The organism is Clostridium sp. CM039 (assembly GCF_055081075.1).
Window position 1 is genome coordinate 2,673,212 of the sequence record NZ_CM143649.1, and the last position, 13,673, is coordinate 2,686,884.

At 30.6% G+C, this 13,673-nt stretch carries 11 protein-coding genes; 1 reads left to right on the top strand and 10 read right to left on the bottom strand.

Annotated elements, in window-relative coordinates:
* Positions 1-137: 137 nt before the first annotated feature.
* Positions 138-1,271 (top strand): glycosyltransferase family 4 protein, encoded by a 1,134-nt coding sequence (locus ACWJJ2_RS12445; protein ID WP_220286857.1) that lies wholly within the window; start codon positions 138-140, stop codon positions 1,269-1,271.
* Between the two features lie 108 nt (positions 1,272-1,379).
* Here ACWJJ2_RS12445 and larB read toward each other — a convergent pair whose 3' ends face one another.
* The 10 genes from larB to ACWJJ2_RS12495 form a co-directional block, all read right to left on the bottom strand.
* Positions 1,380-2,126, bottom strand: coding sequence for a nickel pincer cofactor biosynthesis protein LarB (gene larB, locus ACWJJ2_RS12450; RefSeq protein WP_216303385.1), 747 nt, complete (start codon positions 2,124-2,126; stop codon positions 1,380-1,382).
* Positions 2,127-2,183: 57 nt separating this feature from the next.
* A complete protein-coding gene (larC, locus tag ACWJJ2_RS12455) occupies positions 2,184-3,437 on the bottom strand; it encodes a nickel pincer cofactor biosynthesis protein LarC (protein ID WP_462953347.1) in 1,254 nt (417 codons plus the stop codon).
* Positions 3,438-3,637: 200 nt separating this feature from the next.
* The gene (locus tag ACWJJ2_RS12460) at positions 3,638-5,227 is read right to left on the bottom strand and encodes an alpha-amylase family glycosyl hydrolase (RefSeq protein ID WP_462953348.1); all 1,590 of its coding nucleotides are present in this window, start codon (positions 5,225-5,227) and stop codon (positions 3,638-3,640) included.
* A 47-nt stretch (positions 5,228-5,274) separates the two neighbouring features.
* Positions 5,275-6,312: a LacI family DNA-binding transcriptional regulator gene (locus tag ACWJJ2_RS12465; RefSeq protein WP_462953349.1), complete on the bottom strand. Its 1,038-nt coding sequence runs from the start codon at positions 6,310-6,312 to the stop codon at positions 5,275-5,277.
* 91 nt (positions 6,313-6,403) lie between these two features.
* Positions 6,404-7,483 (bottom strand): glycoside hydrolase family 130 protein, encoded by a 1,080-nt coding sequence (locus ACWJJ2_RS12470; protein WP_216303389.1) that lies wholly within the window; start codon positions 7,481-7,483, stop codon positions 6,404-6,406.
* Complete coding sequence (locus ACWJJ2_RS12475) at positions 7,470-9,737, bottom strand: hypothetical protein (protein ID WP_462953350.1); 2,268 nt, start codon at positions 9,735-9,737, stop codon at positions 7,470-7,472. The genes ACWJJ2_RS12470 and ACWJJ2_RS12475 overlap by 14 nt, the downstream gene beginning before the upstream one ends.
* 58 nt (positions 9,738-9,795) lie before the next feature.
* Positions 9,796-10,767: an ABC transporter ATP-binding protein gene (locus ACWJJ2_RS12480; RefSeq protein WP_462953351.1), complete on the bottom strand. Its 972-nt coding sequence runs from the start codon at positions 10,765-10,767 to the stop codon at positions 9,796-9,798.
* A 1-nt stretch (position 10,768) separates the two neighbouring features.
* Complete coding sequence (locus tag ACWJJ2_RS12485) at positions 10,769-11,761, bottom strand: ABC transporter ATP-binding protein (protein WP_216303391.1); 993 nt, start codon at positions 11,759-11,761, stop codon at positions 10,769-10,771.
* A gap of 10 nt (positions 11,762-11,771) precedes the next feature.
* On the bottom strand, positions 11,772-12,683 hold the full coding sequence (locus tag ACWJJ2_RS12490) for an ABC transporter permease (protein ID WP_462953352.1): 912 nt from the start codon (positions 12,681-12,683) through the stop codon (positions 11,772-11,774).
* Complete coding sequence (locus ACWJJ2_RS12495; RefSeq protein ID WP_462953353.1) at positions 12,684-13,670, bottom strand: ABC transporter permease; 987 nt, start codon at positions 13,668-13,670, stop codon at positions 12,684-12,686.
* Positions 13,671-13,673: the final 3 nt, after the last annotated feature.

The following is a 13,673-nucleotide window of genomic DNA, read 5'->3' on the forward strand; positions in this document are numbered from 1 at the left end:
ATAATTTGTGCTTAATTATATTTTTATAATTAGCACACTTTTTAAGTAAAAACAATATATTAATATATATTGTCTTTCAAATGAAATTTATAATTATAAATATAGGGTTTTTATAATAATTTTAAGGAGTGAAACCTATGAAGATTGCAATTGATGCTAGAGGCATCAATTTCTATAGTGGAACAGGTATAGGAACTTATACCGAAAATGTGTTTAAAAATTTAATTAACATAGATAATGTAAATAATTACCATGTTTTTTGGTCAGGCAACAATTATGAAATTATAAAAAAAGAAAACTGCAAAATAGTAATGACCTCTAAAAAGCATCAAAGATTTTTTGAAGATTACTATTTTCCAGAAAACATTTCAAAAGAAAACATAGACATATATCATATGCCCCAAAATGGTATAGGTTTTTCTCAGGAAATAACTTGCAAGAAAGTAGTCACGATACATGATTTAATTCCATATGTTATGCCCGAAACAGTAGGCCGAGGCTATTTGCTGAAATTTTTAAAAGAGATGCCAATGATTATAGGAGGCTCTGATGGGATAATAACTGTATCCGAATTCTCTAAACGCGATATTTTAAAATTTTTCCCAGTAGACGAAAGTAAGATTTTTGTAACTCCTTTAGCTGCAGATAAAAAATATGTTCCTTTAGATAAGGTCCACTGTAGGAATTTCCTAAAAGCTGTATATAATTTAACAGATCCCTTTATACTCTACCTAGGAGGATTTAGTGAAAGAAAGAATGTGGCTTCTGTCATAATTGCTTTTTCTAAAATATATAAAGATTTAAATAAAAAGTATAATTTAGTTATTGTAGGTGGCTATAAAGATTCCGGTCAAAAACTCATAAAACTTGCGAATGAATTGAAAATAGGCTCGCATGTTATTTTTATCGGTTTTGTACCTGAAGATCATTTACCACTTTTCTATAATTGCTGTGATACTTTCATCTATCCATCTTTTTATGAGGGCTTTGGACTCCCCCCTTTAGAGGCAATGAATTGCGGCACTCCTGTAATAGCATCTAACCTTACTTCTATTCCCGAGGTAGTGGGTGACGGTGGGATTTTAATAAATCCATATGATATCTCAGAGATGTCTCTCGCCATAGGTAACTTATTAAGTAATGAAGCTCTAAGATCAGAATTAAGTTCTAAAGCATTAATAAGATCTAAAAAATTTTCATGGCAGAACACTGCACAATGCACTCTCAAAGTCTATGCAGATATATACAATCGCGAATCCCCTGCTCAATAAGAAAAGTATATATTACTGCAACTATATTTTATGTAATATACACTTTTCAAACACACCATAATTAAGGCTTGCATAATGAGTATGCAAGCCTCCTTTTTAAAAATTAATTTATAGTTTATTGATAATACTTGCTAAATATCCTGCGCCAAAGCCATTGTCAATATTAACAACACTAACTCCACTAGAACAGCTGTTTAACATTGATAGCAATGCCGAAAGTCCTTTAAAATTAGCTCCGTATCCTATACTAGTTGGAACAGCTATAACTGGTTTATCCACCAAGCCTCCAACTACACTAGTTAAAGCGCCTTCCATTCCCGCCACAGTAATAACTACCTTCGCGCGCCTTATAACATCTAGATTTTCAAACAACCTATGAATACCCGCTACTCCTACATCATAAATTCTTTCAACTTTATTCCCAAAGATTTCTGCTGTAATAGCTGCCTCTTCCGCTACTGATATATCAGAAGTTCCTCCTGTTACTAATGCAATATATGTACTTGGAATCTCTACGTCCTTTTTTTTAATTACAATTGTTCTTGCAAGTTCATTGTACTCGGCATCATCACATACCTCTTTTACCCCTTCATACATGATCCTAGAGGCCCTTGTACCAAGAATATTTATATCCTTAGTAATCATTAAACTAACTATACCCTTTATTTGATCCACAGTTTTCCCTTCACAATATATAACCTCCGGGTAACCAACTCTAAGTTCTCTATGATTATCGATTTTTGCAAATCCTAAATCTGAATAAGACAAATCTTTTAACTTATCTACACCATCATCAATGGATATATTACCATTTTTAACGGACTTAAGGAATTTCTTCATTTCTTCTGTATTCATATATTCTCCACCTTTTTTAATTTAAGCTTACAGTTTTATGTTTTTATATCTATAATGTTATATTTCATTCCTTAATGTCTCATATACTTTGCTTATAGGGAGTCCCACACTTCGGGCTATTTTCTTACACTCCTCATATTCTAACTTATTCTTTATTTTTTCACCTTTGTAGTAAGCTTCTTTCACAGTAACTTCACCATAGCTAGTGTTCATTTTAGTAAATTCTCTTTGGAGCATTGTTTTATGTACTTTAAAACTTCTTACTCCAAATGTAGTAGTTTCTCTAAATAATACTTCTTTCATCTTTTCAATTTTATCTTCTTTACATAAAACACTTATTTTTACGCCTGGTCTGCCTTTTTTCATTATAATTGGAGTTAAGTATGCATCCAAAGCACCCTTTGTAAAAAGCTTATCAAGAATATACTCATATATCTCTGGATTCATATCATCTATATTACATTCCACAATTTCTTGAAATACTTCCCCTTCATTTTCTTTCTTTTCAGTATCAGACAAATTATTTACCTCTTCTACTAACATGACCCTCAGTACATTAGGAATTTCAGTATCTCTGTTACCAATGCCATAGCCGATCTTCTTAATAATAAAATCGTTATCATCTTTGAATTCAGAGACGTTAGCTGCAAGAATTGCAGCACCTGTAGGTGTTGTAGTTTCAAAAGGTACAGCTCCCATTTTTACCGGTATCCCCTTCAAAATTTCCACAGTAGCAGGTGCTGGTACTGGTATAAGTCCATGAGCACATTTAACAAACCCACCACCAAGTTCTATAGATGAGCTCATTATTTTATCAACATTTAAATGACTTATGCAAATAGCAGCTCCTACTATATCCACAATAGAATCTATTGCACCTACCTCATGGAAGTGAACTTCATACAATGTTTTTCCATGAACCTTTGCCTCAGCTCTCGCAACCCTCATAAACATTTTTTTGCTTAATTCTTTCACTTTAGAACTTAACTCACTACAATCTATAATTTTCTCAATATCTTTAAGGTTTCTATGTTCCTCATGGCTATGATTATTGCTCACATGCCCATGAGAGTGTTCTCCTTCACTTCCATCCTGAGTATGTACATGATGATGCTCCTCTAAATCTACATCCACCTTAGTGCCCTCTATACCTTTTCTACTATCTCTCGATACTTTTATTTCATACCCATTTATATTTAGCTTTTTTAATTCCTCGATTAAATATTTCTCGTCTATACCTAAGTCTAGCAACGCTCCTAAATTCATATCACCACTAATACCTGAAAAACAATCATAATAAAGCATTTTCATTCTCATCCACTCCATTTCTTTTGTATTTATCTCATTGTACCAAATAAATAAATATTATAGGTTATATATATATAAATTATAAAAAAATATGCACTTATTATTATGCGATATATTTATTACTATGTCTGACTTTTTTATTTAAATTCTAAAACAAAAGCCTTAATATTTGAAAAGAAATAGGTATATCTGCTTTGATATACCTATTTCTTTTCAATTATTATAAAATCAAACTGATTCAATTTCAGCCCATTTTCTATACTATTGCTACAATATAAAACTTGACCAATGCTATTTTCTATATATACCTTAATACCAAAGTTAATTACAATTCTAATTACTTCATTATGAAGTTCTCTTTCTAAAATAAGTATATTTTTCTTAAAGAAAATAGTTTTATATGTTCCATATAATAAACATGGATTATTATACCTTATTTTAATAAGGTCTTTATACAAGTATAATAAACTTTTTTTATTTTTTTTACAAACTTCTACTGATATGTCATCTACCTTATCTTCTATGTTTATCCAAGATTTACTCTTGCTAAATCCATAAAACTCCGAATTTTCCCATTGCATTGGACTTCTTGATTTATCTCTAGAACTCTTATTTGCACTAGCTAATGCTTCTTCTCTACTTTTCCCTTTTGAAATTTCTATATTATATTTTGTAATCCCTTGAACATCATTCATTTTGTTTATATCGAGGCAAACCAAATCCTTAATCCCAATTTCCTCTCCAAAATACATAAATGGAACACCATAAGTTGTTAATAATAAAGCTGCCATCGCTCTTTCAATTCCATTTTTCTCTCCATCTGGATTAAATCTTGAAACACTTCTTCCCATATCATGGCTATTAAAAAATATTGTTGGTATTTGCTCTGAATTGTATTCCTCATTCATAGCTTTAATTTCTTTATATATTTTCTCCGCTGAAAATTCCTTCATACTACCTAAGTTAAAATTGAACACTACGTCTAATAAATTCTTACCGGAGTAATTTTTCAGTTCAATTAACTCATCTGATCCAATTTCTCCTACGAGGAAAATATCTTCTTTTATTTCTCTTATATCTTTTACTAAAGTTTTTATAACGTCTATAATTCCATCTTGATCTTTATCATTTCTATGTATTTGTTCACCTTTTTCATCATATGGATTATCTTTATTAAAGTCATTTTTTATTGTTAAAAAGTTAATTACATCAAATCTAAATCCATCTACTTCCAGGTCAATCCAATATTTAAGTACATCTTTCATTGCATCATAAACCTTAGGTTCTGCCCAATTCAAATCTACTTGCTCTTTTGCAAATGCATGATAGTAATATTCCTTTGTTTTCTTATCAAATTCCCAAGCATCTCCACCAAAAAATGACTCCCAGTTGTTAGGTTTGTCTTTTTTCCATATATAAAAATCTCTTTTTTCATTATCTTTAGAGCTTCTTGATTCTTTAAACCATGAATGTTCACTTGATGTATGATTTAAAACTATATCAACTATTACTTTTATTCCTAAATCATGTGCCTTATTTATGAATCCTTTAAATTCTTCTAAAGTACCATAACATTTATCAATATTATAATAATCTGATATATCATAACCATTATCAACTTTAGGAGATGGATAAAATGGTGTAAGCCAAATCCCCTTAATACCTAATTCACTTAAATAATCTAATTTAGATGTTATTCCTTTAAAATCCCCAATTCCATCGTTATTTCCATCCATAAAACTTGACATATATATTTCGTAGAACACACATTCTTTCCACCACTTTTTATCCATGTTTTTTACTTCTCCCTATTTGAACAGATTATAAATTAATCTATACTTTACTCTTTTACACCTACTGAATCTCTTTCAATTACACTTACACTCATAATTATATTTTCATTTAGTTCGTTTTTATGATCTAACCTCCATAATAATTTATTTAAACCTTTACGTCCCATTAATTCCTTTTCTACTCTCACTGTTGTAATATTAGGCACAACAAATGAGCTTAACACTATATCATCAAAGCCTACAACTGCTATATCTTGTGGAATTGAATATCCCATTTCCTTAAGTGATGAAATTAGAATAATAGCAGCATTATCATTTGAGCATACAAATGCTTCTGGCATATCCTTTAAGCACTTTATTTTTTCTTTTACCCATTCTAAATCTTGTCTTATTACATACTCTTCTAAATTATCTAAAACTGAATATCTATTTATAAAATCAATCATTTTATTTTCTTCCTTGAAATTTATAAATTTTTTCATAGCTTCTTGATATCCAAAAAATCTTTCCTTTACACTTAGAGAATATTCTAGCTCTCCAAAAAAACCTATTTTTTTATATCCACGATCTAAAAGTAATTTCGTAATCTTAAAGCTTCCAAGCTTGTTATCTGTCAAAATACTATCTGTACTTTCTAATAACGATGTATGATCTACTAAAACTACTGGCGCCTTATAACCTTTTAGCTTTATCAAATAATCATCATCTATTGCACCTATTACAACTACTCCACATACCTTCTTATGTTCAATGCAACTTGGAATATTTTCCTCATTTTCATCAATCATACACGTAATTATGTCGTATCCATTTTTTCTCGCTTCCTCAACTATCCCCATCATTATCTTAGAATAAAAATAATTATCTTCAAAATATAATTTTCTTATTAAAACACATATATTTTTACTTGCATATGACAGAATGAATTTAGTTGATTTTTCCAAATAACCAATCTGCTCTGCCACATCAAGAACTGTCTTTCTTGTTTCTTCACTAACTCCTGCCTTTCTATTTAATGCTAATGATACTGCATTAATAGATATATTTAATTTATCTGCTATATCTTTCATTATTACTTTTCTCATCTAATATCTCCTACCATAAATATACTATAAGGCTATCAGTTAATTTTATCAAATTATCTCCTGCGGAGCTACAATATTAAGGATTTATGTGTTATTTATCCATTAAAGTGAATATATCTTCTATTTTTATATCTGCTCTACAAACTTTATCATCTGCTGCGCCATAATATATTTTAACAATACCATCTTCAAATAAACATCCACATGTAAATACTACATTACCAAAAAAACCTTCTTTTTCATAGGTAGCTTTTGGTTCTAATATAGCTCTACTTGTTTTGGCTAATATTTTGCTAGGATCATTTTTATCAAGTAAGAATGCTCCTAAGCAATATCTATCATTTTTATCTGCTGCATGATAAATTTTTATCCAACCTTTTTCTGTTAAGAATGGTACTGCACCTCCTCCAACCCTTCCATTTTCCCATGCTCCTTCATTTGAACCACCATAAAAATGTTTTTGTTTTCCCCAATGTACTAAATCAGGTGATTCTGCTATCCACATATCTGCTCCGCCGATTGCACATGGAACGGGTCTATTAAATGTTATATATTTCCCGTTTATTTTTTCTGGGAATATAGTTACATCTTTATTTTCTGGGGCAAATATAATTCCATGTCTTTCATAAGTTTTAAAATCCTTTGTAGAAACTAACGAAGTGGCTGCACCATTTCTAGTCACAGATGTATAATTAACATAATATGTATCCTCTATTTTAGTTATTCTTGGGTCCTCCATTCCCCATTCTTCTTCTGAAGCTGTAAGTTTAATAAAAGCTTCATCTTCTATGATGAAATTTTCTCCATCCTTTGATCTTGCTATCCTTATATGTGATAATGAAGTTAAATAAGCAATTTTTCTTACTCCTCCAATATGCGTAATCCATAAAGAACGTGCATCTGAATAATCATATTGCGTATCTATTTCTTTATTAAATGAAACTATGTCTATTACATCTTTTCCATCTATGTTTACTACTACAGGTATCTTTACTTCATCTTCCTTATCAACTTTAACAGATTCTGCAACTCTACATAATAATAGATATTCATCATCATATTTACAAACACCACAGTTAAATACGCCATCAACTTTAAAATCTTCTCTACTTGGTTTCACGTCACTTGGTTTTATAAGGGGATTCATATTACTTCTTTTAGCAAAACTCATTATTAACACACCCTTTTGTTTTTCTTATTCCTGCTACCTCTAATGCTGTTATTGCAAATACATTCCAAGAAAAAACCCTTATAGATTTCCATAAACACCCTTCCTTAGATAAATCCGTTGGTAAAAATTCATGACTTACCGGATCATCTTTAATTAGGTTTATCTCTCTATCCATTCTATTTAAAATCCTGTTCTTATAGTCATCTAATCCATATCTCACTCCAACTGCATATGCCATTATCTCTTCTCTAAGCCAGCTACCACCATTATAATATACTCCATCACTCCAGCTAAACTTTTCATCAAAAGGACTATCAACCCCACTAAAATACTTGTTATTAACATGTCCTATAAAAGTTGCGCAATCATTAATAACTGGTATTTTTTCAAGTGTATTTTTTACAATTCCCTCATTAAGTAACCCTTCATTAAAGAACCATAATGAAACAAATTCAGGCATCAAATCACCTACTGATATAGCATCTTTATAGTCTAAAGTATTTAATAAGTATCCTTTTTCATTGCTATAAAAGCTTTTATACCCAATATTAGCTTTCTCTATATAATCATCTGGCACATCTATGCCTAAGGCCTTAGCAACTTTTAATGTCACTGCAAATACACCCTGATTAACTGATACACTTGATGTTTTTCCACCTTCAAAATATGTTTGAACATCATTTTGACCTAATACAAAATGTGATTTTGCTATACCATCACCATCTTCATCAAACTCATTAATACAATAGTTATAAGCTTTTTTAACTTTGCTCATATTAGGTTCTATTCCATACTTGATTTTATTTATATATGCCCACCATATCCATTCACAAGTAGCTTCGTTACCTTTTACTTCTAAGCTTCCCATATATGGGGTTATTATGGTTCCTATTGTTCCATTTTCATTTTGAGTTGAACCCCACTTTTCCCAAAGTTTTTTGCTCAATTCCTTATCATTTACCCCCGCTACACTCCAAAAAGAATCTCTATTATACATATCTGGGGCATAATTTAAGCTAGGTACATTTAATGGCAAAAAGTCATATGCACTAGTTATCCATGTTAACATCTGCATATCTGCAAAAAGAATTTTTTCAACATCACTTCCATTAAACCCTAACCCATCTGCTAATAACACTTGGCTGTAGTAACGTATATCTCGAAGACCATCCATTTGCTTAATAAGTATGAATAACTTCTTCTCACAACTTTTACCTTGTTCCAACCTATGAAATGGTTTTTCTATACCATTTACCTTAGTTACCTTTAAGTTTTTTATATCAATAGATTCATTATCATTACTCTTTATCACTAAGAGGCTCTTTTTATTTTCCGTATTTGATAGTATTAATCCATCTTGGAAGCTAGTCCATGTTTCCTTATAAGATGGTATATTATTCTGATAATCAAAACCATGTACTTCGTAATTATCTTTTGTTAATTCTTTCAAAACAACTACACTTAATTCTCCATTTATCCTATGATCAAAACTTATATCATAATACCCATCTTCAAGATCTAGTGTTATGATTAAACTTCCTTCATTATCTTTATTTATAAAATCATTATCTACTTCAACAACTTCTTTTTTCCCGTTATTAAAATCTATTAATTCTCCTAAAGTTATCTTCACATAATGATCACCTTTTTCTCTATCAGATAAAGTTGAAACTCTATAAAGATTAATATCACAAGCCTCTTTTATTGCTGTAAATCCTAGTTTGTTATAATGTGGCCTTCTTCTAATATTTCTTGTCCAATAATTTCTGTGTCCAGCATCTGTCAGCAATCCAACATATGCTTTTCCCACTACATATCCCGCTGCTGGAAATACTTCTCTCACCACACCACCATTGTTATTATCATTATCAAAACTCCAATAACATTTTGGCTCCTCACTTGGAATTATAGAGTTCTCTATACTATAAAACAGCATAGGTATATTTGTTTGCTTAAGTATTATTCTTTTCTCCACTAAGGCCTCATTAACTACTTTATAAACAACTTGAATATCTATATACGTTTCTAGCATCTTGCAGTAATATCTACAATTACAGATAATTTCATTTTCATAATAACCAACAGTATCAATATCTATATTACTTATAACCTCTCTATATGATCTATCTTCATTTTCTATAGTAATCTTTATATTTTTAATATCATCCTTTGCTACAACTTTGTTACTATTCAACAAACTTACTGTGTATTTCTTGTTTTCATCTTTACTAATGTCTATAGAAATTCGCTCCACCGTAATAACACACTCCTATTTGCTATATTAAATCATCCCCTGATGAGCTGAAATGTCGTTAAATAGTTTCTGTATGGTGACATGCAACAAATCCATCCCCAAGTTTTCTTAGTTTTGGTTCTTCTTTTTCACATAATTCATTTGAATAAATACATCTTGGATTGAACTTGCATCCACTTGGTAAATCTTTAAGACTTGGAATATCCATTGTCTTTAACGGTAAGTTTGAAATCATATTTTTATTTCTTGGATTTGCAACTGGAACCGCTTTTAATAAAGCTTTAAAATATGGATGTTTAGGATTTGTTATTGCATCATTTATATTATTTAATTCCACAATTGATCCTAAATACATAACCAGAACTCTCCCCTCATTAGCTATATATCTTGCTGTAGCTAAATCGTGTGTTATGTAAACAAAAGAAATTCCATGTTTTTTGTTCATCCTTGCCATTAAATCTAATAACGAAATTCTTAATGATACATCTACCATCGATACTGGCTCATCTGCTACTATAAGCTTAGGTTTCACTAATAAAGCTCTTGCTAATAATATTCTTTGTCTTTGTCCTCCACTTAATTGATGCGGATATTTATGTAAAAACTGATCAACTGGAGTTAATTCTACTTCCTCTAGATATTCTGTACATAGATCTAAAGCTTCTCCATTTGTTTTAACAATTTTATGTTTTAGTATAGGGGCGCTTAATGATTGGAAGATAGTTTTATTTGGATTTAATGCTGCAAATGAATCCTGATGCACCATTTGCACCCCCATTCTAAAGTCCTTATAATCCCCCCTTTTTAGAACATTTATATCTGTTCCTTTATAAAGTATTTTCCCCTCTGTCGGTTTATGAACATCTGCGATAATCTTTCCTAAAGTAGTTTTACCACAACCACTTTCCCCTACTACAGCTAATATTTCACCGTCTCCAATTTCTAGATTAATATCCTTTAATACTCTAACCTGTTCCTTTCCTTCTCCAAAACTTTTACTTACACCCTCTATTTTTATTAAATTACTCACTTTAAATTCCCTCCCAGTACTTACATCTACTATAATGATTATCCTTTACCTTGATAAGCTCTTTACTATTTTCATCCGAACCATCACAGCCAACCTTTCCCTTATAAATACACCTATTTTTAAATCTACATTCACCTTTTAAATCTAACATATTAATAGGTGCCCCTTTTATAGATCTTCTTGTGGTTACATCATCATATAATGAAGGTATTGCAGCTAATAATGCTTTTGAATATGGATGCTTCGGCGTTTCGTATACATCTAAAACATCACCAACTTCTACTAATTCTCCTGCGTACATTACAGCTATTCTATCAACCATAGAGCCTATTATTGATATATCATGAGTTAAAAACACTATAGAAACTCCATTTTCTTTATTTATTTTTCTTAATATCTCCAATATATACCACTGGGTTATTACATCTAAAGCAGTAGTAGGTTCATCCAATATTATTAACTTTGGTTCAAGTAATAAACTTAATGCTATTAATACACGTTGCTTCATTCCACCACTTAGCTCAAACGGATAAGAATCTAGAACTTTTTCATCTAACCTAACAAAGTTCAATAACTCTTTTATACGGTTCATCATTACTTCATTAGATACTTTATCTAAATGTGTAGTATAAGTTTCAACAAAATGATCTTTTATCGTTGCTATTGGATTAAGTGAATTTTGTGCAGCTTGAAATACTGTTGATATATCTTTCCATCTATATTTGTTATATTCCTTTTCCGAAAGGGCTAATAAATTTACACCATTAAAATAAACAACTTCTCCGCTTGATATTCTACCTGGCTCTCTTACTAAATTTAACATGGCTGAAGCTAAAGTTGATTTACCGCTTCCACTTTCTCCTATTATCCCTAACATTTCACCTTTATAAATATCTAAAGTAATATTATCTGCGGCCTTTAAAACTTTATCTTCATTAAAATATTTTACGTCAAATTCTACAGTTATATTTTTACATTCTAATAATTTTTCCATACTCTCACCCCTAAACTCCCATTACTTTTGTTTTTCTTTTTATAGCTATAGTAGTTTTTATTCTTGGGTTAAATGCGTCCTCTAACCCTTTACTAAACATAAAGCATCCTAATTGGAATAAAACAATCCCTACAATTGGTGTTAATAGATATATTATCGCTTTTGAACCAAATAATGCTCCCGTTTTGTTTAATGCCATATCCAGCATTATTCCCCAATGATCTCCTTTAAACGGAGCTAATCCTAATACCATTAATCCAACACTTGCTAGTATTGATGATTTCATTATCATAATAAAGTTAACTGCTATGTATGATATAATATTTGGTAAAATATCATTTATAATAATATAAATCTTACTCATACCTAAAATCCTACTTGCCTCAATAAAATCTCTATTTTTCAAAGATAATGTTTGTGACCTTACTGCCCTTGCAAGTCCCGCCCATGACCATATACTTAATATAAGCCCAAACTTTAATGAACTATCAATATTTACTATTAATGACATAACCATTAATACAGGAAAGTTAGGTATTGTCTGAACTACATTAGTTATCATCATTAAAATATCATCAACTATTCCGCCAAGTAATCCTGATGTAATTCCTACTGTAACCCCGACACTCAATGTGAAAACACCTGCATAAAGAGCTATTGTTAAAACCTCTCTTGAACCTAATATAAATTGTTTCAACGTATCTTTTCCCGCAAAATCGGTACCTAATAAATGTTGAAATGATGCTCCTTGTAATCTATTTACATAGTTAGCCTTATCAGGAGTTAACATAATTGGTCCTAATATTGCCATCAATGTAAATATGATTAATATAAAAGCTCCAAAAGTTGCTTGTTTATTTGTAACTATTACTCTCGAGAAATTAACTATCCCTTCCCATAATGAACTTAGCTTGTTTTTCATTTATGCTCTCCCCTTCCTTCTTAAACGAGGGTCTACAAACCCATATAATAATTCTACTAAGAAGTTACATAAAATAACTGTTATTATTATTACAAAGAACATCCCTTGCATTAAAGTAACATCTCTATTTGCTGTTGCATTATTTAAATAATAACCAACCCCTGGATATGAAAATAAATTTTCTATAAGTGGTGAACCACCTACTAATAATCCAAAAGTAGTTGCTAATGATGTAACCATTGGCAACATTGCATTTCTACCTACATATTTAAAAATTATCTTTTTATTAGTTATTCCTCTTGCCCTTGCATATTGAATATAATCTTCACTTAATATTCCAACTGCTATTGATCTCATATTTACTATCCAGTTCACTACGTTAACAATGAAGAATGCCAGTATTGGTAAAATAGCATGTTTTGCAACATCTGCTATAAAAGCCATGTTAAATCCGACATCAACCATTGTTGAATAGGCCCCTTTAGATGGTAGCATCCTTAAATTCACTGCAAATATTAATATTAAGAAAAACCCTATAATATACTCTGGTATAGCTCCTAAAACCGATGCCGAGGTATCTAATAAAAGATTTAGCTTTTTACTTCTTTTCCACGCAGCAACCATCCCAATGCTTATACCTACTGTAAATGCTAGTATTGTTGAAACACCGGTTATAAGCAATGTCCATGGCAATGCTGACATTACTATATCTTTAACATCTGTTTTAAACTTTAATGACTGTCCTAAATCTCCATTTAATATTCCTTCACCAAAATCTAAAACCCTTTCAGCTAGTGGAACATTTGGATCATAATTCAACTGCATAACAGCTCTTTTATATGCTTCCTCATAAGGCACTCCTTGTGTACTAACCATTTCCCTAGCTAATACATCTACAGGATCTCCGGGCATAAGTTCTATTATTAAAAATGTTACTATAACTGCAAATATAACAGTTAAACATAACATTAAAATTTTCTTTATCATAAT